Here is a 23,830-nt window from a genome sequence, read left to right on the forward strand (position 1 = left end):
CTTATATGAAACAGTTAAAACGTACCGCAGTAATTAGTATGCTGGCTTTAAGCTTGGCTGGTTGTCAACTTTTAGGTTCTAATCAAAAAACTGAAGTTAAAGCCCCAATTGAAACACCGAGTGATCCAGGTGTAGTAGATACGCCTCCACAGATTGCAAAGACAATTGATTGGAATACAATTTTATCACCACTTGTAAATAAAATAATGCAATCTTCATCCTCAATTGAAGGCAATAAAGTTTTGTTGATTAGTGATATTCAAAATCGCAGTGGAGATTATTTAGCAACAAATCAGGTTGATGAAACGTTACATAGCTTAATGAATAAACAAAATCTTTTTACTGTCGCTGATAGGCAATCTATCAACCGAGCCAAACAAGCATTAGGTATTTCGGCTGATGATAAACTTGTATCACGAAGCAAAATGATAGGCTTAGCAAAATCAATGAATGCTGGATATGTGCTTTTTACTACACTTTATAAATCTCCATCAGAAAATGATAATGCAAACCTTTCTATGGAGTTACTTTCAACGCAAACTGGTGAAATTTTACAACGGGTAACATCAAAAGATATGCCATCGAATAATGTTCAAGGGGCTGCGGAATAATGGGGCCTTTATTGATTGATGTGCAAGGAACATCGTTAACTAATGATGATGTAAAGCTTCTACAAAATCCGTTGGTTGCAGGTATCATCTTATTTAGTCGTAATTACGAAGATCCAGAACAATTAACTGAACTTATTAAACAGATTCGTGCTACCACATCTGAGCGTTTATTAATTTCGGTCGATCATGAGGGGGGGCGAGTTCAACGCTTTAAAAAAGGTTTTACCCATATTCCTCCTGCTCAATCATTCGCATTGCTTAATGATATCGAAAAGGCTAAATCATTGGCCTTCGATGCTGGCTGGTTGTTGGCTATAGAATTGATTGCCTACGATATCGATCTTAGTTATGCGCCGGTATTAGATTTAGGCCATGAGTGTTTAGCAATAGGTAGTCGATCCTTTCATTCAGATATCAATATTGCTTATCAAATTGCATCATCTATGATTGATGGTATGCATTGTGCAGGGATGAAAACAACGGGTAAACATTTTCCCGGTCATGGTCATGTGATTGCTGATTCTCATAAAGAAACACCAATTGATCATCGATCTAAAGCACTTATTGAAAATGATATGCAGATCTTTGCAAAATTGATCGCAGAAAAGAAACTTGATGCCATTATGCCTGCTCACGTCATTTATCCTGAATTTAATGATAAACCAGCTAGCGGATCAGCATTTTGGCTTAAAACTGTATTACGTGAACAATTACATTTTAATGGCATTATATTTTCGGATGATTTATCAATGGAAGGTGCAGCGATTTTAGGTAATCATGCTCAACGAGCAGAAGCTGCACTTAATGCTGGTTGTGATTTATTATTGGCATGTAATAACCGCAATGGCACATTAGCTATTTTAGATGCGTTGACTAATTTAAATAAAAAACAATCATTACTAACTGATAAAGCAAAACAGTTATTGACGACAACTAAAATCAATTGTGTTGACTTAATTAATAGCCATGAGTGGCAAGTTCGTCATAACAATTTAATGAAGTTAAATGAAAAGTGGGATAATTATAATGCAAGCAGCCATCATTGAAATCGATAATAATTCAAAACTGTTGGCTTATAATAATGTAGCAAAAGCGCTATTTTCTGTTAATTTATTGAATTTAAATCAAAAATTTGATTATCAAAATGTATTTAATTTGGATGCAGCATTCAATTTAGCTCAGCATGATGATGCTATTATTGTTTTAAATTCGCAGTATTTTTTATTGCAAAAAGTCCGTGAATCATTCAAAATTACTTTTGTTTTACAACCGGTTGAATATTTAAAAAGACGACTATCAAAAATCAATGTTGTTGGCAGTCATGCTTTTGATATTTTTGCCGTTCAAAGTCAAGCTATGCAAAAGTTGATTGCTCAAGCTAAAGCATTTTCGGTGCAACGAGAACCATTACTAATCACTGGTGAAACTGGGACTGGTAAAGATTTATTAGCTAGCGCATGTCACCAATATAGTCCTAGGGGTGATAAAGCTTTTTTAGGTTTAAATTGTGCAGCAATGCCCGATGATGTTGTTGAAAGTGAACTTTATGGACATGCAGCAGGCGCTTATCCCGGAGCAGTTGAAAGTAAAAAAGGTTTTTTTGAGCAAGCAAATGGTGGTTCTGTATTACTTGATGGCATTGATGAGATGTCATTCCAAATGCAAACCAAATTATTACGTTTTATTAATGATGGATATTTTCGAAGAGTAGGTGACGATAACGAAGTTTACGTTGATGTTAGAATCATCTGTGCGACTAAAGTTGATTTAGCTGAGTTGGTGGAACAAGGAAAGTTTAGGAAAGATCTTTATTATCGCTTGAATGTATTGTCTTTAAATTTACCTTCACTAAAAGAGCGCAAGGATGACATAGAACCACTTACTCATATTTTCATTGATGAATTTGCTAATAAGCAAGGTATTACACCGCCAAAAGTGAGTCAGGATGTTATTCCTTACTTAACGCAATACTCTTGGCCAGGTAATGTAAGACAGCTTAAAAATGTACTTTATTCCGCATTATCTCAATTGACATCATCACAATTAACAGTAAAAGATATTGTTCTACCTACGATAACATCGACCCAAGTTTCTTGGATCAATGATATCGAAAATAAAACACTTGATGAAATGACCAAACAATTCGAAAAAGAAGTTTTAAAAAGCTTGTATACCGAATATCCAAGCTCTAGAAAACTCGCAAAAAGATTGGGTGTATCGCATACTGCGATTGCTAATAAGCTTAGGGATTATGGGGTGGGGCGGTAGAATCAAGAAAAATTAGCGATTTTTGATTTACAATAGTTGTGGTTATTATTAACCTTTTTCACCCAATATTATAAAAATATTTCCAATTATTTCGTAAATGGTGTACTTTACAAAAGTTTAATTTTAAGTTAACAGAGTTTATTCACATGATAAAACCAAAAGCAGAACTGGTTAATTTTAATCTTTTAGGGGATGACAGAGGATCCTTAATTTCATTAGAAAATAGTAGAAATATTGGTTTCGATATCAAACGTATGTACTATATCTATAGTACCAAAAAAAATATTTCAAGAGGATTTCACGCCCATAAAAAATTAAAGCAATTATTGATAGCAGTATCAGGTTCAGTTGATATTTATTGTGAATATCAAAATAAAAAACAAACATATTCGTTAAACTCTCCGAATATAGGTCTTGTTCTCGAAGGACCAGTGTGGCATATAATGCAAAATTTTTCTGAAAATGCGGTACTGGTAGTTCTAGCGGATGATTTTTATGATGAAAATGACTATATAAGAGAATATGAAAGTTTTTATATGACACAAATACAAACAAAGGAATAAAAATGTCAAATCAATTAAATGATAAAATTGTTGAAATTTTTTCAACCTTATTTAAACGAACAATTAATATAAACGATAATTTATCAATGGATTCAGAACCCAAATGGGACTCTATGAAACATATTGAAGTAATAATGGTATTAGAAGAAGAACTTGGGATAACTTTTAAACCAGAAACAATTCCAACTTTAACTTCAATGTCAAAAATCATAGAAGAAATTAGAAATTTATAGGATAAATTAATTGAATACTAATATTTTAATTAAGACTCTTTTTGCAAATGATCTAAAAAGATTTAATTTATTATCTATAGAGCCTGAGAAAAATTACCAAAAAATAAAAATAGCTGTATATAGAAATCATTCCTTCGAAATGATAGCTAGCGTTTTAAATTCTTTTTTGGCTTTTTCAGAACTTTCTGCAGAATATATATATAGTAGCTATGATGACAGTTTAAATTTTCAGCAATTAAATGCTGATTTGAATTTAATTTGGTTAGATGTTGCTCGGTATAAGATGGATGATATCTCTGGCTTTATTAATGAAAGAGCACAAGCTTTAAGAGGGTTATCTGATTCTCCAATTATTTTTATTTGCATTGGAAATAAAACTGAAATTATTTTATCAAATAATATTCCTGATTGTTATATATTTTCTTTAAATCAAGAATTGAATTTATTGAAAGATGATGCTTTTGATTTAATAAAAGAACCTTATTCAGGAACGAGATTATCTAATAAAGCCAGTTTATATTGTGCCAGAGTGATAGGTTTACAGTATATACCGGCGGTTTTTAAGCCTATTATTAAAGCTGTTATTCTCGATCTAGATAACACGCTATATCAAGGTATACTGGGTGAGGATGGAGTTGATTGTTTACTTCCTAATTTAGAACTACAAAAAGAAGTAAAAAAATTGAAAGATAATGGCATGTTTCTTTGTTTAGCGTCAAAAAATGAAGAAAGTGATGTTATAGAGCTTTTTAAGAAAAGAACTGATTTTATTTTGAGATTAGAAGATTTTACTGCCATCCGAGTTAATTGGAATTCAAAATATGAAAATATAAAAAGTTTGGCTCATGAACTTAATATTGGCACAGATGCTATGTTGTTCATTGATGATAATCCTGCAGAAATTGAAAATACAAATGGGTTAGGTCTTAAGACTATATTGGCTAATGACAGTAATCAGACTGCGCAAATTGTAAAATATTATCCAGGCTTAATGAAGCTAAAAAAATCAAATGAAGATTTAATTCGAGATAAAGATATCCGAGCTAATAAAGAAAGAAGCATAATGGCTAAAACTCTTTCACCTCAAGATTACTTTAAAAAATTAGGAATAAAGCTTTGTTTTTCCATCAATGATGTTGCAAAAATACCTAGATGTGCTGAGCTTTTAGGTAAAACAAATCAATTTATTTTAAATTACCAGCGTTATAGTGAGTTGGAGTTAACTAATTTATTAAAATCAGATAAAAGTTGTGTAATAACTGCTTCAATGTCTGATAATCTATCCGATAGTGGTATTATTGCTATTTTAGTTTTATCTAAAGATATTGAAAGTAACATATTGATTTTGAATGAATTGACTGTAAGTTGTAGAGCGCTAGGACGCAATTTAGAGTCGATAATGATTCCATTTATGTTTAAACTGGGTAAAGATAAATTACAAACTATTGATAAAATAAAAATAAATTATAAAAAAGGAGAAAGAAATACTCCTGCTTTAAAATGGTTAAGTGAATTTTATAACAATAACCTTGAAAAAAATGGTTATATTTTGTGTTCTGTTCCTAATGAAATAATTACTGATGGAATAAAAATCGAGATTGTTAATAATGAATAGTGCATTAACTTTTAATTTAAAATTTCACCATATTGGTGTAGCAACTCGCAATATTGAAAAAGAGCTAGCTTATTATAAGATGCTTGGCTATAAAGAATCATCAGATTTTTTTTGTGATAATATTCAGGGCATAAAAGGTATTTTTATTGAAGCAAAAGGGCAACCCACTCTTGAGTTATTAGAAAATTTAACTGATAAAGGACCATTAACATCATGTTTAGAAAAGGGGATTAAATTTTATCATTTTGCTTATGAGACAAATGATATTGAAAAAGATGTTGCTTCACTAATAGCTAGCAACAAAGCTATAGTCGTTGTACCAATAACTAAAGCAACATTTTTTAGCAAAATTTGTTTTTTAATGTTAAAAAATATGATGATGGTTGAGTTAGTTCAAATAAATAAAGGATAATCTTAATATGGCAAAATCCCATTTTAATAATGTTACGATAAAAGGTATGTCGATTACTTTAGGTGAAAATAAAAGAGTTATTGATGATGATCCCTTTTATTATAATAATGATGATGCCTTTTTAGCTAGACTAAAAAAAACAATCGGTTTTGGTACACGCTATGTTGCTGCACAAGATACGACAACGTGTGATTTATGTGAAGATGCTGCTAGAAGACTATTATGTGAAACAAAGATATCTGTAAATGACATTGATGCAATTATATTTGTTACACAAACTCCAGATTATTTTATGCCAGGTAATGCTCATGTTATACATGAAAAGCTCCAATTTCCTAAGGAAACATTGGCGCTTGATGTTGAACTAGGTTGTTCTGGATTTGTGTATGGTCTTTGGTTATCTTATATGATGGTATCATCTGGATTAAATAGAATATTATTACTAACAGGAGACACATTAAGTAAATCAGCAAACCCTAAAGATAGAACAGAATATCCTTTATTTTGTGATGCTGGTTCGGCAACTATAATTGAAAAAACAGAAAAAAATGCACCATCATATTTTATTTTGAAATCTGATGGTACAGGTGTAAAACATATGTTACAGCCTGCTGGTGCATATCGTTTGCCTTCTTCAGAGGAAACTCGAAAAGAGATCATTGATAAAGATGGAAATACAAGAAGCCAAGAAAATATTTATATGAATGGTTTTGAAATATTCAATTTTACTTTAACTGAACAGCCTCCTTTGCTAAAAGATATTTTGGAATATTCAGGTAAAATGAAAGATGAAATAGATTATTTCTTATTTCACCAAGGAAATAAATACATAGTTGATACTATTTCTAAATCAGCTCAATTACCAAAAGAAAAAGTTCCTGTTATTTTTTCTGATTTTGGTAATCAAAATAGTGCTGCAATACCAGGAACAATATGTGCAACATTATTTGATAAAATTAACTCTTCTACTCAAGTCATAATTCAAGGCTTTGGAATAGGCTTGTCATGGGGAGCCTGTCAATTGGCTTTAGATGATATTACTATTTTAACTCCTCAAATTTATTCTGGAGAAAAAAATGAGTAACGTTTGTTTAAAAAATAGTTGTATTAAAGGTATCACAACAATTGTTCCTGAAAATATTATCAACATTGATGATGAAATAAAGTATTTTGATAATAATACTAAAAAGCTTGAACGAGCAAAAAGAATGATTGGTTTTGGAAAACGTCATGTTGTCATGGGGGATACTACAGCAATTGATTTATGTGAAGCTGCTGCTAATAAATTAATAACGGATATGAGTATAGATCGAAATGATATAGATGCATTAGTGCTTGTATGTCAAAGTCCAGACTATTTATTGCCTTCATCGTCATGTATTTTACATGGCAGGCTCTCATTAAGTCCAAATTGTGCTACATTTGATATTAGTTTGGGTTGCTCTGGATATGTTTATGGTCTATGGATGGTTCATTCTTTAATAGCAAGTGGGGCAGCCAAAAATGTATTATTAGTTGCTGGCGATGCACCTAGCACTCATTCTAATGTTGCAAATAGAAAATGTAATCCATTATTTGGTGATGCCGCGTCTGCAACTTACATAACATACTCTTCAGAAGATAATTCAGCTTATTTTTCTTTAGGGACTGATGGTAAAGGGTGGGATAGAATTATAGTTCCAGCGGGAGGACGAAAACTTCCGATAAAAGAAGATATTGTTAATATAAGCGAAGTTGATGCAGCAGGTAACGTATGGTTTATTGGTGATGAAATTTTACACGGAATGGATGTTTTTAATTTCACAATGGATGTTGCTCCTAAAAATATCAAACAAGTATTAGAGTTTTCTCAAAAAGATATATCTGAAATAGACTATTTTGTTATTCATCAGGCAAATAAACAAATTGTAGAAAATGTTGCAAGAATCGCAAATATCCCGTCAGACAAAACCTCATCGGAAACCTTTTCAAAATATGGTAATAATTCCACTAATTCCGTAGCAACGGTTATTTGTGATCAACTAAACAATAATATTGTAAACCATATATTAATTTCAGCATTTGGTGTGGGATTGTCATGGGGAGCAGCTGTAGTTAATATTAAAGATATATATAATGGTGGTGTTTCTGTAATGAAGAATCCATCTAAAAGTTCAACAAGAATGGAACAAGCCTTATATTGGGCTAAACAATTTAAAGAAGGGTAAATTTTATGAATAGAGAAGAATTTTTAGAAAAGTTTCAAGATATTTTGCAAACTGAAGATATTTTATCGTTTGATATGATCCTAGATGATATAGAAGAGTGGGATTCTTTAGCAAAATTGGCAACGGTTGCTTTTCTGGACCAAAATTTTGGTGTTAAAGTCGTATTTGATGATTTTCAAAATATGAAAACAATAGATGATGTAGCAATTAAAGCAGGAATCTAACATAATGAATTCTTTTTCAAAAGAACAGATATTTATTGTTACTGGGGCTAGTTCAGGTATTGGGCAAGAAATTTCACTTTTCTTAAATAAATTGGGAGCAACTGTTGTTGCTATAGGTAGGAATCAAGAAAGATTGTTATTACTAAAAAAGCAATCTGAAACGCCAGAAGCTTTGCTTATCGAACAGAAAGATCTTTCAGAGGATATAGGTGAATTACCAAATTATATTAAAGCTTTAAAAGATAAATATGGTAAATTTACTGGAATGGTATGTAGTGCTGGAATGGATATGCCTTCACCTATTCAAGCATTAGATCTCAATAATGGAAAATTATTATTCGATATTAATTATTTTGCACCTCTCTTTTTAGCAAAGGGTTTTATAGATAAAAGGGTTAATGTTGGTTCAGGAGCTAGTATCATTTTTATTGCTTCTACCGCAGGTGTTTATCCTGAAAAAGGACAGTCATTATATGCTGCATCTAAAGCCGCTCTGATTGCCTCAGCTAAATCTATCAGTAAAGAAGTAGCATCAAGAGGAGTACGTTGTAATTGTATATCTCCGGCTTTCGTTGAAACTCCAATGTATTTTAAAAATAAGGAATCAATTGGGGCAGATGTTTCGAATTATGCTTTAGGTATAGGTAAACCTAGCGATATAGCTGAAATGTCTACATTTTTATTATCAGATAAAGCTCGTTGGATTACTGGTCAAAATTATATTATGGATGGAGGTTGCTTTGGATAAAATAAAAATTCCTGATCCTATTATCGGCAAGCATGTTAACTTACGTGAAGTAGAAATAGACGATGCAGAATTCATTTTATCTTTGAGAACCGATGAGTCTAAATCTAAGTTTTTACATAAGACAGAAAATGATTTAAAAAAACAAATAGACTATTTAAATAATTATAAAAAATTGAATAATGAATACTATTTCATTATTGAAAATAAGGTAAAAGAACCATTAGGTACAGTCAGACTTTATAATATTAAAGATAATGAATGTACTGGTGGTAGTTGGTTGATGAAAAATGGTGCTTCTGTACAGGAAGTAATAGAGGGTGATTTATTATTGCAGCATTGTGTTTTTGATATTTTAAATTTACAAAATAATTATTTTGATGTAAGGAAGGGTAATAATAAAGTAATTAATTATCATAAAATGAAAGGTGCAAAAGAAATCAGTCAAGATGAAGATAACTTGTATTTTGTTTTAAATAAAAATGATTTTGATAGTTTAAAAGATTATTTTTATGGTCTTTTATGATTTTTTATAATCAAGGTAAAGTTGATATCGTGAATAAAATAAAAAATGAGAATCTTGTTAATAAAGTTTATTTTTATTTTCCTTCTTATATTCCGTCAGGTGGTGGAGAGCCTTTTTTAATTAATTTAATGAAATATTTATTAGATTATACAAACATTCAAGTTGCCGTAATTGACTTTATTGATGGAACAATAACTACTAATTTCCAAGATGAGCGAGTTGAGTATATTGCTTACGACCCTAATAATTATTATTTTAAATTAGATGAAAATTCAATACTTTTTACTCCATTGGATAGAATAACAACGATTTCTCGAATAGCTAATCGACAGAATGTGCGTATATTAACTATTTTGTGGGAAACGATAATTGGGTGGGACATTCTTTGCCAAAAAAATGAAATAAATAAATTAGGATATTTGTTGAAAAAAAAAGATGCGGTCCTTTCTATTGATGAAGGTTGTGCTGTAAGAGGAGGTAAACCGCTAGGTGTTGTTTTTCCTCAACCTTATTTACCTATCTATTTTCCGATAAGTTCTAAAGTACTTAAAAGTTCTCCTAAACTTATATCTAAAAAACAAATTAATTTTGGTTGGCTTGGTCGACTAGCATATACTAAGTGTTTATCTTTAATTAATTTATTAGAGTGCTTATATAAAAGTAAAGATTCAAGACCTAAGTATTTTCATATTATTGGGAATGGATTATACGAAAATGAATTGAAGCATATTGTTGAAAAATATGAAGATAAAATAACCTTTATTTTCTGTGGTCGAATGATTAATGAGGATAGGGATAATTACATTACAAATAATATTGATGTATTATTTGCTATGGGAACATCTATGCTTAATGGTGCTGCATTAAAAATACCAGTAATAGGTATGCACGAAACAAATATTCCGATATCTATTAATAAATTTTTATGGATTTTTGATGCGCAAGGACTTCAGTTGGGTCAAACGAATGAAAAAGATAATATTAATCCTAAAGCTCAACAAATTGATAAAGTTATAGAAGATATTTATGATAAAGGGTTAAAAAAAGAGTTTGGGGAAAAAAGTTATAATTATCTTGTTGAACACCATGCCAATATTAAAAAAATTGGTAATATATTTGTTGAAGCTCTTTATAATACCTCATTAACATATAAAGATTTAAAAAAATTATTTAAAGTTATGCCTTACAATTCTTTTATCAAAAAATCAATTTATATTTTTGGTGTCAGTATCTATAAACTTTATTTATCTCCTAGGGAAAGACATTTTTTATTATTTGGGAGATTTAGATTGTTTAGTGCTAAATATGCACAATATTCGAAAAAATATTATTTATTTAAGATTCCATTATGGAAATCTTATAAAAAGTTTAATGCTTGTAAATTTTATCTATTCTTTATTAAGTTATTTGCATTAAATATTCAAACTGGATATTCATTTCCAGACTGTATTGAGAAAGAAAAATTAAGAGGAAAAAATTTTGATGAAAAAAAATGAAGAAGAAATAAATGAAATAAAATTTTTAGATCTTAAGAAAATAAATAATCAATACCAAATAGCAATACAACAGAAAATTGAACAAATATTCGATAAAGGTTGGTATTTACAAGGTGATGAGAATAAAGCTTTTGAAGAAACTTTCTCAGAATATTGTGGAACAAAATATGCAATTGGTGTAGCAAACGGTTTAGATGCGCTTGATCTAATAATCAAAGCATATGGATTTGCTTCTAATGATGAAATTATTGTTCCTGCTAATACTTATATTGCATCAGTACTGGCAATTTCAGCTAATGGTTGTAAACCAGTATTAGTTGAACCAGATATAAATACTTATAATATTGATACAAAACTTATTGAGAAAGCGATTACACCTAAAACTAAGGCTATTATGGTTGTTCATTTATATGGACAAGCAGTTGATATGAGTGATGTATGGCAATTAGCTGAAAAATACAACTTAAAAATAATTGAAGATTCAGCTCAAGCTCATGGTGCTATTTATAAAGGTAGAAGAGTTGGTAATCTTGGTGATGCCAGTGGTTTTTCTTTTTACCCTGGGAAAAATTTAGGTTGTTTAGGTGATGGTGGTGCGATTACAACAAATGATAAAGATTTGTATTTGAAAGTTAAAGCATTGGCTAATTATGGTTCAAATCAAAAATATGTTAATTTATATAAAGGCGAAAATTCAAGATTAGATGAAATTCAAGCTGCAGTCTTAAATGTTAAATTACCTCATCTAGATAATGATAATAAAAAAAGGCGTAGTATTGCCAATTATTATATTAACAATATAACCAATCCATTAATTATTTTGCCAAAGTCATCTGTTGAAGAAATGCATGTGTGGCATTTATTTGTAATAAGAACAAAAAATAGAGAACATTTACAAAATTATTTATTGGAATATGGAATACAAACATTAATTCATTATCCAATTCCTATTCATAAGCAAGTAGCATATAAAGAATGGAATGAATTGAGTTTACCTATTACTGAGAAAATACATAGAGAAGTTTTATCACTACCAATCAGTCCTGTAATGACTGATGAGGAAATTAAAAAAGTTGTTCAGGTAATAAATGAATATCGATAAGTTACCTCTAGTTTCTGTACTGATTTCATCATATAACCATGAAACTTTTGTACAGAAAACAATAGAATCAATTATTTCTCAAACTTATGAGAAAATTGAATTAATTATTATTGATGACGGTTCAACTGATTTAACATTTGAAAAAACACTTGAAATGGAAAACGTTTGTAAAGAACATTTTGTAAATGTTTATTTCAAGAAACAAAAAAATCGAGGTATTGGTCTAACTTGCAATGAACTTATAAAGTTGTCGCATGGCGAATACTTATATTATATTGCATCAGATGATTTAGCAAAACCGAACGCTATTACAGATCAAGTTTGTTTTTTAGAAAAACATAAAGAGTATGCTTTAGTTGTCGGAAATAATGAAATTATCGATAGTAATGGTATAGTTTGTTACTGGGATAAAAAAAGGAATATCACTTATAATGAAGCGAATGCTTGTTATAAAACATTTGCAGAATTTCTAAAAATTAAACAATTAGGCACGAATTTTGGTTCTTATTTATATTTATATCGAGGTAATCATATTCCCAATGGTTATTTAGTTCGAAAATCAATATATGACAAAACTGGGCTAAATAATGAAAATGCTCCGCTAGAAGATTGGTTTATGAATCTTCAAATATCTAAGTATTCGAAAATTAAATATTTAGATAAAGTGCTTTTTTCTTATAGGTGGCATCAGAGTAACACTATTAAACAAAGTGAAAAAATCCAGAATTTATATGATTTGACATTACAGTATGAAAATATTTTGTTAACTAAAACAAATTTTAAAAATGTCAATAAAGAGGTACTTAATTGTTTTTTATTTGGAAAATTAACTAAAAGAGTAAACTTAATTTATAACATAATTGAAATACGTAGATATAGAAAAAACAGTGTAAAAATGTGGGTATTACATTTTTGCGGAATTGATTTAATTATTAGCAAAAAATTTCTTTAAATTGGATTAAATGATGTTTTCTGTTGGATGTGATGTTGAAAAAATTAACAGGTTTGTAGATAAAGTTTCTAATACTGTTTTCTTAGAAAAAATATTTTCATTAATAGAGCTTGATTATTGTTTATCAAAATCCTACCCAGCACAACATCTAGCTGTCAGATTCTGTGCTAAAGAAGCAGTAATTAAAGCATTAAGTGGTATTGGTATAAATAATATATTAATTCATGAAATAGAAATTGAAAATGATAGAAAAACGAATTATCCAATAGTAAGAATTTTAAAAAAAGGCTATGAAAATTTGGATATTAAAATAAGTTTATCTCATGATAAAGATACAGCAATGGCTGTGGCTATTATAAGTAAGAATAATATTTAAAAGATTTATTTTAAATATGCTAATGATTAGGATTGATAACATATGAAATTTATTATTACTGGTGGAGCTGGATTTATAGGTTCTGCTGTTGTACGCTATATTATAGAAGAAACTGAACATCATGTATTAGTTATTGATAAATTAACATATGCTGGTAATTTGGAATCTTTAGATGAAGTATCTAAAAATAATCGCTTTAATTTCAGACAAGTTGATATTTGTGATCGAAAAGCTATTGACAATATTCTGAATGATTTTAAACCTGATATTATAATGCATTTAGCTGCTGAAAGTCATGTTGACCGTTCTATTGATAATCCATCAGTATTTATTGAAACAAATATAATTGGTACATATACGCTTTTGGAATCAGCTTTAACATATTGGCATAGTTTAGAAAAAGATAAGAAAAATAATTTTCGTTTTCATCATATTTCTACTGATGAAGTATATGGTGACTTACATGGTACCAATGATCTATTTACTGAAAGAACGCCTTATTCACCAAGTAGCCCTTATTCAGCTTCAAAAGCTTCAAGCGATCATTTAGTCCGTGCTTGGTATAGAACATTTGGTTTACCTACTATTATTACGAACTGCTCTAATAACTATGGGCCGTATCATTTTCCTGAAAAGCTAATTCCTCTAACAATACTTAATGCAATTGAAGGCAAACCGTTACCTGTTTATGGAAATGGTCAGCAAATAAGGGATTGGTTATATGTTGAAGATCATGCTAGAGCACTTTATTTAGTTGCGACTAAAGCCATTGTAGGTGAAACCTATAATATTGGTGGGCACAATGAACAAAAAAATATTGATGTTGTGAATATAATCTGTGATTTGCTTGAAGAGTTAGTGCAAATTAAACCTAATGGTGTTAATCACTATAAAGATCTAATCACGTATGTAACTGATAGACCTGGGCATGATCAGCGATATGCAATTGATGCATCAAAAATATATAAAGACTTAGGATGGCAACCTCAAGAAACTTTTAAAAGCGGAATGAGAAAAACAGTACAATGGTATCTAGATCACAAAAGTTGGTGTGAGCATATCAAAGATGGTACATATATAAGTTCGCGACAAGGGATAATCAAAAAATAGGAATATTTATGAAAGGTATAGTGCTTGCAGGTGGTTCAGGAACCCGTCTTTATCCTATAACTCGAGGTGTATCTAAACAGTTATTACCTATTTATGATAAACCAATGATTTATTATCCATTATCAGTATTAATGATAGCTGGGATTCGTGATATTTTAATTATTACAACTCCGGATGACATGCCTATGTTTCAACGATTATTAGGTGATGGTTCTCGCTTTGGAATTAAACTAAGTTATGCAGTACAAGCAAAACCTGAAGGTTTAGCTCAGGCATTTATTATAGGTGAGGAGTTTATTCAAAAACAACGTTGTGCTCTTATTTTGGGTGACAACCTTTTTTTTGGTGAAAGTTTTGGTAAAAAGTTGGAGAAAGTTGTAGCTAACAAAGTAGGAGCGACTATTTTTGGTTATCAAGTCGTAGATCCTGAACGTTTTGGGGTTGTAGATTTTGATATAAATTTCAAAGCACTGTCTATTGAAGAAAAACCCATTAAACCGAAATCAAATTGGGCTGTGACAGGACTTTATTTTTATGATGAAAATGTAGTCGAGATGGCAAAACAAGTTAAGCCATCGAGCCGCGGAGAATTAGAAATAACTACACTTAATCAAATGTATTTAGATTCTGGATTATTGAATGTTGAGATCCTTGGTAGAGGATTTGCTTGGCTTGATACAGGAACCCACGATAGCTTGCTTGAAGCATCATCTTTTGTCCAAATTATCGAAAAAAGGCAGGGATTAAAAGTTGCCTGTTTAGAAGAAATTTCATTTAGAAATGGCTGGTTGAGTGCGGAACAGGTGAGAAGGGAGGCGTTAGATGCTAAAAAAACTTTATATGGTCAATATTTATATCAATTAGTTGAAAAGATTTAATTATGCAAATTTTTGAAACAACAATTCCTGGGCTGAAAATTATTCAGCCAAGAATTTATAAAGATAATAGAGGTCATTTTTTTGAAATTTTTCAGAAGAAACTTTATCAAAAGTTATTAAGGATTGAATATGACTTTGTCCAAGATAATTACTCATATTCATATAAAAATGTATTACGCGGATTGCATTTCCAAAAAGATAATCCTCAAGGAAAATTACTGAGAGTTGTTCAAGGTAAAGTTTTTGACGTTGCAGTAGATATAAGAAAGGATTCTAAGACTTTTGGTAAATGGGTGGGCATGATTTTGTCATCAGATAATCATACTCAATTATGGGTTCCACCTGGATTTGCACATGGTTTTCAAGTTTTATCTGATTTTGCTGCTTTTGAATATAAATGTACTGATTATTATAATCCAAGTTCTGAGGAATGCTTGTCGTGGAATGATCCTACTATTAATATTAATTGGCCGATGAAAAATCCAATATTATCAGATAAAGATAAATTAGGTAAAACTTTACAGGAATTATTATAACTTAATGAAAGTTTTGTTAACTGGTGCTCAAGGTCAAGTAGGACAGTGCTTTTGTGATATATATCCTAATAATTGGCAATTGATTACTGCAAATCATTTTGAACTGGATATTAGCGATAGATCCAATGTCGAAAAATGGATTGCTAAATATAAACCAGATGTAATTGTAAATGCAGCTGCATATACTGCTGTTGATAATGCTGAAACTGAATACGATTTGGCTTATAAAGTTAATGTTTTTGGTCCAGAAAACTTGGCTTTAGCGGCAAAAAAAAATAGAGCTAAATTCATCCATATTTCAACGGATTATGTTTTCGACGGTTTAAAAAAATATCCTTATACAGAAGATGATTTGACAAATCCTATCAATGTCTATGGTAAAACAAAACGAGAAGGTGAAATTGCTGTTATGAGTGTTGATTCATCAGCAATAATAATTCGCACATCTTGGGTATTTAGTGAATATGGAAATAACTTTGTAAAAACTATTTTAAAATTAGTCAATCAGAATAATAAATTATCTATAGTGGATGATCAGATTGGATGTCCAACCTATGCAGGAGATCTAGCTGAGTTGATGATTCGTATTATCGAAAAAAATATTGTAGGGGGTATTTATCACTATTGTGGTAATAAATCTATGTCTTGGTATTCATTTACCAAGCAAATAATAACGACAGCTACCAATCAAGGCAAATTGAATAAGATACCGGAAGTTTTTCCTGTTAAAACCTCATTTTTTCAATTTAAAGCAAAAAGACCAAAATATTCTGTTCTTGATATGAAAAAACTAAATCAATATGGTATTTTAAGTTCAGATATGGTTGAAAAACTTGAACTTTGTATAGCTAAAATTGATTCAATTAAGGGTTAAAGTATGACTATTTATTTTGCCGAGTGGAATGCTGACTATGAAAAATATATGGTTAATACCCTTAAGTCTGAGTACGATGTTGTACTTTTTAATAAATTAATGAAACATTTTAGAAATATTAATTTAAAACTTGATAGAAATAACCTTCCTCGACATTGGTTTATAAAATTTCATCAATTTATAAAATTAAGACAATTGAAATATGATGATATCTTATTATGTAGTGGTTTTGGTGTTTCAGGATTTATAGATTTAATTAAGGATGTTAAATGCCATCGAGTTTTGGTGTTACGAGATACTATTGATGTTTTAAACGATAGTATGAAAAATAAAAAAAAATGGTTACAACAAAATGAAGATTATATAAGTAAAATTACACCATATTTTGATAAAATATACAGTTTTGATTTTAATGATTGTAAGAAATATAAATTTATATATTTGAATCAGTTTCTTCCTTTTACATATTCAGAAATGAAAAAATTGCGAGCCGAACAAGATAACAAATCTAATATTATTAAAACATGTTTTTTCATCGGGGAGTATTGGGATGATAGAGCTAAAGTGCTTAACAGAATTGCCCCTATTTTGCATGAAAATGGTTATCAAACAGATTTTAATTTAATTAACTATAAAGCAACCAATACTGAAAGTTTATTTCACTCATCAGATTATTATAAACTCGGTAATAAAATTAGTTATTTAGATAATATTGAAAAAGTAAAACATAGTGATGTCATCTTAGAAATAGGACAAATAGGTCAAACAGGTGTAACTTTAAGAGCTATTGAAGCAGTGTTATTGAATAAAAGATTAATTACTACTAATAAATCTATAAAAGAATATGATTTTTATTCTCCAGAGCAAATTTTTATTCTTGATGAAAATAATCACCATCAAATAAAAAAATTTTTAGAATGTCCATTCGTTCCAATCAGTTTACATAAATTATACAAATATAGCTCCAATGCAATGTTAGAAACAATTACAGATGCTTTCGATTAAAAATAAGATTTTAATTTTTTCAAGCAATAAATGAAATAACTAATTAAACTCTCAACGACTTTATTTTGATGTAACTTATGTTTTGCACAATATCTCATTTGGCTCGAAGTGGTAGCTAATAATAAGGGTGTCATTTGCCATGGAGAATTATTTTTTGCATCCAAAAAATATTTTGAACATTCATAATTTTCAGCCCATTTGTGCCAAGGTTTTGTAGGTCCAATATAATGAATTAATATAGTTGCATCGGTTATAGGATATTTGCGAACTTTATTTGATTTATATTTTAACTCGTAATTAATACTAATTTGTTGGTTATATTTTCTATCAAGGTACTTAACTTTATCCAATAATAATAGATTTAACACATCTTGATCTAAATGGGTAAATTTCTTACGTAAGTTCTCGTTTGTTAGCAATTTTAATGCTTTTTCATTTATATTATTCTCTTTCCATTTTTTCAGATTAACTAGTAGAAAACCTGCGTTAAAATAACCATTCAATAATTTATTTTCATTAAGCCTTTTTGCACATTTTTCCCACCATATTGGGTCTTTTTCAATAACTACATAAGCAATATTGTTATCAAATTCTAAGTTGAACAATTCAACTAAAGATCCTATACATAAAATATCAGCATCTAAATAAAGTATTTTGTCTATTTTATTGTAAAAATAATCTGCGACAATGAATCGGAAATATGTTGCTAATGTCCAATTTATTGTTGTTGGTAAATTCTTAAAATAAGAATCTTCCACTAAATATATAGTTATTTGGGTTTTATATTTGTCTGTTAATTGTTGTAATTTTTGCTGAAAATCATCATTAATAGAGTTTGTGAAAATATGAAAATTAAAATTGAGTTCTGAATTAGTTAATAAGATAGATGTAATTGAAACAGCACAGCCTAAAAAAAAGTTTTTATCAATTCCATAAGCAATGTTTAACTGTTTGATATTAATATCACTGGTGGTTCCAATTGTAATTTTTTTTTTAATAATACTACTCGCATTAAAATACATTGCTTGTTTCCTGTTGCATTATTTGAACTAAATTAATTTCTATCTAATTTATTATTATTGTTATTGAGTTATAATAAATCATGTCTATTACTTATTGAAAAAAACACGAAAATCAATGCGTCTGTTCTTTTTAACTTATTATTATCTGTTGATCAGTTTAAATAGTGATAGTTAATTTGAATATTCTTTACATTATTATAAAGGTTATAAAAATTATTTCTAGTTGAAAAAGAATTGCAATAAAATTTAAATTCACAAAGTATGTATAGTATAATTCGACTTCAAATAAACTTATTTACTTTCTTATGTCAAATAAATATAGCTCTCTGAATACCATTAAACAATTGTGGCCTTTTATTTATCCCCATAAAAAAGCTTTAATTGTTGCAATTTTTGCTCTTTTATTGAATGCCGCAACTGATGCAACATTAATTTCATTAACTAAACCGTTATTAGACAATGGATTAATGGATAAAAATTATGAATTACTTATTCTTTTTTCAGTTGGTATTATTGCTTTAATCGCATTACGTGGTTTGTCTAACTACTGTTCAACTTATTGTCTTTCTTGGCTTTCAGGTAAAGTTATAACTAATTTTCGTCAATTGATTTTTGATCATTTAGTCAAAAGTCCTATTAATTTTTTAGACAAAAATCCAGTTGGTGAACTTGTTACTGTTATTACATATAACACACAGCTATTATCTAAAGCATCTTCTGATGCGCTAATTATATTAGTAAGAGAAATAGCTTATGCAATCGGATTATGCATAGTGATGTTTTATGGGAATTGGAAATTGGCATTAGTCCTTATTATTGTCGTACCTTTAGTTATTTTTATTGCTCAATTTATTGCAAAAAAATTCCGAAATTCACTTCTTTCTATGCAAAAAGGAATAGGGAATATAACAACTGCTGCCGATGAAATGTTAAAAGGTCATAAAGAAATACTAGTTTTTAATGCTCAAAAATATGAAAAAAACAATTTTTATATAATCAATAAAATTTTTAGGCGAAGTTTATTAAAAATCGTATTAGTGTCTGGACTGTCAACTCCAATAATTCAACTAATAGCAACACTAGCGTTAGGTTTTATTTTATTTCTTGTGGCAAACCAAACTATAGATATTACTCCTGGATCTTTTACTGTTGTTTTTTCTGCTATGGTTGCTGTTATGAGACCTTTGAGAGAATTGACGAGTGTTCATCTTGAATTACAAAAAGGCTCTGTGGCCTGCGAATCGCTTTTTGGGCTTTTAAATTCTCCTGTAGAAGAAGATAATGGAACAGTTGAGTTGCAGCGCGCAAATGGAGAAATTGAATTTCATCAAGTAACCTATACTTATCCTTCCAGAACTACTCCTTCTTTAAATAATATAAGTTTTAAAATCAAGCCAGGTGAAACTGTAGCATTGGTCGGTCGTTCTGGCGCAGGAAAATCAACTATAGCAAGTTTGATTCCAAGATTTTATGATGTAGAAAAAGGGGAAATATTGCTTGATGGTATAAATATTAAAAATTACACGCTAAAATCGCTACGTAATCAAATTGGATTTGTATCACAAAAAGTGCATTTATTTAATAGTACTATAGCTGACAATATTGTGTATGGGGCCAAAAATAAATATAAGAAGCAAGATATTATTAATGCAGCAATTCAGGCTAATGCGATAGAATTTATCGAAAAATTAGAACATGGTTTTGATACAGAAATTGGCGATAATGGTATTTTACTTTCAGGTGGGCAACGACAACGAATTGCGATCGCCAGAGTGCTTTTGCGTAATAGCCCAATATTAGTTTTCGATGAAGCTACTTCAGCGTTAGATAATGAATCTGAACGATTAGTTCAACAAGCAATAGAAAATTTACAAAAAAATCGAACTTCTATAATTATTGCTCATCGATTATCAACTATTGAACAATCTGATCGTATATTAGTTATTGATGATGGAAAAATAGTCGAAGAAGGCCCACATAATAAGCTGGTACTTGAAAATGGTATTTATGCCAAAATGTACCAAATGCAATTTAATTCTTAATAAAAAAATTTTATGAAAAAAAATATTCAATCAGCTCATAGTGATATCGATAAAGATGCTTCAACATGGCAAACTTTTTCCAAGTTATGGCCTTATATTGCCAAACATAAATTAATTCTTTTATTATCAATAATTTTACTCGTTATTAGTGCTTTTGCTGATACTTCATTGATTGGTATGCTACAACCTTTATTGGATAAGGGATTTGTTCAAAACGATCAGCAATTTTTAATTATGGCTCCTTTCTATATTTTTGGGTTAGTTCTTCTGAGAGGAGTTGCTAATTATGGATATTCATTCTTTTTATCTTTTATTTCCACAAAAATCGTACTTAAAATTCGTCAACAACTTTTTAACCATTTTGTTGATGCACCAGTAAGTTTTTATGATAAAAACTCAACAGGAAGATTACTTTCACGTATAACCTATGATACCGACCAAGTCGCTTCATCTTCTTCTGATGCATTAATTACAATTGTTCGAGAGTCTGCCTTTATTTGTGGGCTTTTTTATACAATGTTTATCAATAGTTGGGAACTATCTTTATCATTAATTATCATTACTCCCATTGTGATAGGTTTAATAACTTTTATATCGGTAAAATTTAGGAAATTAGCTAAAAACATGCAAAATTCGATGGGTGGGGTAACTATGTCCGTCGAGCAAATGTTGAAAGGGCATCGTGAAATTATTCTTTTTGGTGCACAAGATGAAGAGTCTAAAAACTTCAATAAAGTAAATAATAAATTTCGGCGAGATGGTATGAGACTAGTCTCAATATCAGCTTTATCAACACCTATAGTTCAACTTATAATTTCCTTTGCCATTGCGTTTGTTCTGTTAATGGCGAGTAACCCTGATTTAAATATTACACCAGGTCAATTTACAGTTGTTTTTTCTTCACTAGTTGCGTTGATGCAACCAATAAAAAGTCTAACGAGTGTTAATGCTGATTTTCAAAAAGGTATGGCTGCTTGTCAAACTCTATTTGCTATTTTTGAACAACCAATTGAAAAAGATGATGGCAAAATAAATATTCAACGGGTACAAGGCGCCATTGAATTTAAAAATGTCAGTTTTACTTACGAAAGCAGACAAGAACCAGCTTTACAAAATATTAGTTTTTCAGTCGAACCATGTAAAACCATTGCTTTAGTTGGTCGTTCTGGCTCAGGAAAAAGTACAATAGCAAGTTTGCTTACTCGCTTTTATGATATCAGTAACGGTGAAATTTTGATTGATAACCATAATATTCAAGACTTAACACTAAGTTGTTTACGCAATCAAATTGGTTTGGTTTCACAAAATGTACACTTATTTAATGATACTGTTGCAAATAATATTGCTTATGGCCGAGTTGGAGATTATTCACAAGAGCAAATAGAGGAAGCAGCTAAACAAGCCTATGCCTATGATTTTATAATGGGACTTGAAAACGGATTCGAAACAATTGTTGGTGAGAGTGGTGTATTATTATCTGGTGGTCAACGCCAAAGGATTGCTATAGCAAGAGCGTTATTACGAAACACTCCTATTTTAATTCTTGACGAAGCAACTTCAGCCTTAGATACAGAATCAGAACAAGCAATACAAAAAGCTTTAGATGATTTACAAAAAGGGCGAACATCGCTCATTATTGCACATCGTTTATCCACCATTGAAAATGCTAATAAAATATTAGTAATAGACAGTGGTAAAATTATAGAGCAAGGTACCCATAAAGAGTTGTTGTCATTAAATGGATTGTATGCAGATTTGTATCAAATAAATTTTAATAAATAATATCAAAAATTAATAATAAATAATTTGCTAAAATTTTTCACTTTAGGATCTTAAAAGGAAGATGATAAATAAATTTTTGGAGTTTATTAAATTCTTAAATAGGCAGCGGAATTTAAAAATTAAACCAATAAAACTAGCTGTTAAATTAGCTCTTTTAAATCGAAAAAAAAAGGTAAGATCACCGTTAACTCCGAAAGAGTACCTTTCAGCAGCTATTTTAATGAATGATCAAGGTATTGGTGATGCAATAGTTACTTCTTATTTGATTAAATCTTTAAGAGAAAATAGATTAAAAGTATATGTTGTAGTTGAAAAAAGAATTGCATTTCTGTTTGAACAATTTATTACTGTTGATGGTGTTATATTGTATGATAAAAAGAAAGGGATAAAGCAATTTAAAAAACAACTTAATAGTTTATCTATTGACGTAGCTATTGATCTTGTTGATAAAGGTCATAATAGTATAAGACGTTCTCAAATAATTTTAGCGATTAATCCTTTACATACTATAGGTTTTAATCAAGAAAAATATAAATTGTATGATACATCGATTTTTTATGATCAATATACATCACATATTTCAAAGAGAAGTGAACAAATTTTAAAACTATTAAATATAGAAGCTGATTCAATTAAATATCATGTGAATCTTCCTGATCAAGCTCATGAATCTGTAGAAAAATTTATTAGGCCCTATTTATTATCAGGTAAAAATATTATTATTTTTAACCCTTATGGTTCCAATATAGCAAGAAGCTTTTCAGATACACAAATTGAAACTATTTTATCTTTTCTATCTCACTATGATAATTGTGTAACTATAGTAGTTGGGGAGCCGAATAAAATAAAACATATTAAGACCTCAACAAATATCATTATTAATCCGTTAGGCTCCTTTTTTGAAACTGTAGCTTTGATTAAGTTCGCAACTTTAGTTATTACCGTTGATACTTCAATTGTACATGTTGCATCGATATATGATAAAAAAATGCTTTGTATATATAATAATCGAATAATTGATAATAAATTTATTAATAACTTTGTATGGGGACCTAACTATCCTAATGCATTGCAAATATTCACTAAAGAAAATCTTGGTACAGGTCTAGGTGATCCAATTGCAAATCTTAATCCAAACATTGTACTTGAACAGTTAAAAGAAGAATTAATAAAATTAGAATGAAATAACGCTCTAAATAGAGATAATTTTAAATGGATTGAAATATAAATTTCAAGAATTCAACTGGAAAT

The 23,830-nt window shown here is 29.6% G+C and carries 25 protein-coding genes; 24 read left to right on the forward strand and 1 reads right to left on the reverse strand.

The features are described 5' to 3' along the window. The first annotated feature begins 5 nt into the window (after window positions 1–5). From J3U27_RS06845 to J3U27_RS06945, 21 genes are all read left to right on the forward strand, one after another. The gene (locus tag J3U27_RS06845; RefSeq protein WP_267377111.1) at window positions 6–611 is read left to right on the forward strand and encodes a penicillin-binding protein activator LpoB; all 606 of its coding nucleotides are present in this window, start codon (window positions 6–8) and stop codon (window positions 609–611) included. Further along, window positions 611–1,657 carry a beta-N-acetylhexosaminidase gene (gene nagZ / locus J3U27_RS06850; RefSeq protein WP_267377112.1) on the forward strand — a complete coding sequence of 349 codons (1,047 nt, stop codon included), beginning with the start codon at window positions 611–613 and terminating at the stop codon, window positions 1,655–1,657. The genes J3U27_RS06845 and nagZ overlap by 1 nt, the downstream gene beginning before the upstream one ends. Continuing rightward, a complete protein-coding gene (locus tag J3U27_RS06855) occupies window positions 1,638–2,879 on the forward strand; it encodes a sigma 54-interacting transcriptional regulator (RefSeq protein ID WP_267377113.1) in 1,242 nt (413 codons plus the stop codon). The genes nagZ and J3U27_RS06855 overlap by 20 nt, the downstream gene beginning before the upstream one ends. A gap of 146 nt (window positions 2,880–3,025) precedes the next feature. Further along, window positions 3,026–3,442: a sugar 3,4-ketoisomerase gene (locus J3U27_RS06860; protein WP_267377114.1), complete on the forward strand. Its 417-nt coding sequence runs from the start codon at window positions 3,026–3,028 to the stop codon at window positions 3,440–3,442. 2 nt (window positions 3,443–3,444) lie between these two features. After that, window positions 3,445–3,675, forward strand: a complete 231-nt coding sequence (locus tag J3U27_RS06865) for an acyl carrier protein (protein WP_267377115.1) — start codon at window positions 3,445–3,447, stop codon at window positions 3,673–3,675. 10 nt (window positions 3,676–3,685) lie between these two features. Next, the gene (locus tag J3U27_RS06870) at window positions 3,686–5,290 is read left to right on the forward strand and encodes an HAD-IIIC family phosphatase (protein ID WP_267377116.1); all 1,605 of its coding nucleotides are present in this window, start codon (window positions 3,686–3,688) and stop codon (window positions 5,288–5,290) included. Beyond that, the gene (locus tag J3U27_RS06875; protein WP_267377117.1) at window positions 5,283–5,702 is read left to right on the forward strand and encodes a VOC family protein; all 420 of its coding nucleotides are present in this window, start codon (window positions 5,283–5,285) and stop codon (window positions 5,700–5,702) included. The genes J3U27_RS06870 and J3U27_RS06875 overlap by 8 nt, the downstream gene beginning before the upstream one ends. A 7-nt stretch (window positions 5,703–5,709) precedes the next feature. Further along, window positions 5,710–6,786 (forward strand): 3-oxoacyl-[acyl-carrier-protein] synthase III C-terminal domain-containing protein, encoded by a 1,077-nt coding sequence (locus J3U27_RS06880; protein WP_267377118.1) that lies wholly within the window; start codon window positions 5,710–5,712, stop codon window positions 6,784–6,786. Continuing rightward, entirely contained in the window at window positions 6,779–7,909 is a 1,131-nt protein-coding gene (locus J3U27_RS06885; protein ID WP_267377119.1) for a 3-oxoacyl-[acyl-carrier-protein] synthase III C-terminal domain-containing protein, read from the forward strand. Before J3U27_RS06880 ends, J3U27_RS06885 begins: the two co-directional genes overlap by 8 nt. Window positions 7,910–7,914: 5 nt before the next feature. Beyond that, on the forward strand, window positions 7,915–8,133 hold the full coding sequence (locus tag J3U27_RS06890; RefSeq protein ID WP_267377120.1) for a hypothetical protein: 219 nt from the start codon (window positions 7,915–7,917) through the stop codon (window positions 8,131–8,133). 4 nt (window positions 8,134–8,137) lie between these two features. Beyond that, entirely contained in the window at window positions 8,138–8,881 is a 744-nt protein-coding gene (locus J3U27_RS06895; RefSeq protein ID WP_267377121.1) for an SDR family NAD(P)-dependent oxidoreductase, read from the forward strand. Beyond that, a complete protein-coding gene (locus J3U27_RS06900) occupies window positions 8,874–9,404 on the forward strand; it encodes a GNAT family N-acetyltransferase (RefSeq protein ID WP_267377122.1) in 531 nt (176 codons plus the stop codon). Before J3U27_RS06895 ends, J3U27_RS06900 begins: the two co-directional genes overlap by 8 nt. A 29-nt stretch (window positions 9,405–9,433) precedes the next feature. Further along, window positions 9,434–10,900, forward strand: a complete 1,467-nt coding sequence (locus tag J3U27_RS06905) for a hypothetical protein (protein ID WP_267377123.1) — start codon at window positions 9,434–9,436, stop codon at window positions 10,898–10,900. After that, on the forward strand, window positions 10,887–12,002 hold the full coding sequence (locus tag J3U27_RS06910; protein ID WP_267377124.1) for a DegT/DnrJ/EryC1/StrS family aminotransferase: 1,116 nt from the start codon (window positions 10,887–10,889) through the stop codon (window positions 12,000–12,002). The genes J3U27_RS06905 and J3U27_RS06910 overlap by 14 nt, the downstream gene beginning before the upstream one ends. After that, window positions 11,989–12,954: a glycosyltransferase family 2 protein gene (locus J3U27_RS06915; protein ID WP_267377125.1), complete on the forward strand. Its 966-nt coding sequence runs from the start codon at window positions 11,989–11,991 to the stop codon at window positions 12,952–12,954. The genes J3U27_RS06910 and J3U27_RS06915 overlap by 14 nt, the downstream gene beginning before the upstream one ends. A gap of 13 nt (window positions 12,955–12,967) precedes the next feature. Continuing rightward, complete coding sequence (gene acpS / locus J3U27_RS06920) at window positions 12,968–13,330, forward strand: holo-ACP synthase (RefSeq protein ID WP_267377126.1); 363 nt, start codon at window positions 12,968–12,970, stop codon at window positions 13,328–13,330. 42 nt (window positions 13,331–13,372) lie between these two features. Then, the gene (gene rfbB, locus J3U27_RS06925; RefSeq protein ID WP_267377127.1) at window positions 13,373–14,440 is read left to right on the forward strand and encodes a dTDP-glucose 4,6-dehydratase; all 1,068 of its coding nucleotides are present in this window, start codon (window positions 13,373–13,375) and stop codon (window positions 14,438–14,440) included. A gap of 8 nt (window positions 14,441–14,448) precedes the next feature. Then, window positions 14,449–15,318, forward strand: a complete 870-nt coding sequence (gene rfbA / locus J3U27_RS06930; RefSeq protein WP_065563064.1) for a glucose-1-phosphate thymidylyltransferase RfbA — start codon at window positions 14,449–14,451, stop codon at window positions 15,316–15,318. A gap of 2 nt (window positions 15,319–15,320) precedes the next feature. Next, window positions 15,321–15,854, forward strand: a complete 534-nt coding sequence (rfbC, locus tag J3U27_RS06935) for a dTDP-4-dehydrorhamnose 3,5-epimerase (protein ID WP_220224958.1) — start codon at window positions 15,321–15,323, stop codon at window positions 15,852–15,854. Window positions 15,855–15,858: 4 nt separating this feature from the next. Next, window positions 15,859–16,728 (forward strand): dTDP-4-dehydrorhamnose reductase, encoded by an 870-nt coding sequence (gene rfbD, locus J3U27_RS06940; RefSeq protein WP_267377128.1) that lies wholly within the window; start codon window positions 15,859–15,861, stop codon window positions 16,726–16,728. Window positions 16,729–16,731: 3 nt separating this feature from the next. Continuing rightward, window positions 16,732–17,733 carry a hypothetical protein gene (locus tag J3U27_RS06945; RefSeq protein ID WP_267377129.1) on the forward strand — a complete coding sequence of 334 codons (1,002 nt, stop codon included), beginning with the start codon at window positions 16,732–16,734 and terminating at the stop codon, window positions 17,731–17,733. Here J3U27_RS06945 and J3U27_RS06950 read toward each other — a convergent pair. Next, window positions 17,730–18,755: a glycosyltransferase gene (locus J3U27_RS06950; protein ID WP_267377130.1), complete on the reverse strand. Its 1,026-nt coding sequence runs from the start codon at window positions 18,753–18,755 to the stop codon at window positions 17,730–17,732. The genes J3U27_RS06945 and J3U27_RS06950 overlap by 4 nt on opposite strands. Before the next feature lie 305 nt (window positions 18,756–19,060). Here J3U27_RS06950 and msbA (J3U27_RS06955) point away from each other — a divergent pair, with 305 nt between their 5' ends. From msbA (J3U27_RS06955) to J3U27_RS06965, 3 genes are all read left to right on the forward strand, one after another. Continuing rightward, window positions 19,061–20,797 carry a lipid A export permease/ATP-binding protein MsbA gene (gene msbA, locus J3U27_RS06955; RefSeq protein WP_267377132.1) on the forward strand — a complete coding sequence of 579 codons (1,737 nt, stop codon included), beginning with the start codon at window positions 19,061–19,063 and terminating at the stop codon, window positions 20,795–20,797. A gap of 12 nt (window positions 20,798–20,809) precedes the next feature. Beyond that, window positions 20,810–22,579, forward strand: a complete 1,770-nt coding sequence (gene msbA, locus J3U27_RS06960; protein WP_267377133.1) for a lipid A ABC transporter ATP-binding protein/permease MsbA — start codon at window positions 20,810–20,812, stop codon at window positions 22,577–22,579. 61 nt (window positions 22,580–22,640) lie between these two features. Continuing rightward, complete coding sequence (locus J3U27_RS06965; protein WP_267377134.1) at window positions 22,641–23,762, forward strand: glycosyltransferase family 9 protein; 1,122 nt, start codon at window positions 22,641–22,643, stop codon at window positions 23,760–23,762. The last annotated feature ends 68 nt before the right edge of the window (window positions 23,763–23,830 follow it).

Origin of the sequence: Gilliamella sp. B2911 (assembly GCF_026536965.1) — a bacterium.
Taxonomy (GTDB): Bacteria; Pseudomonadota; Gammaproteobacteria; order Enterobacterales; family Orbaceae; genus Gilliamella; species Gilliamella apicola_E.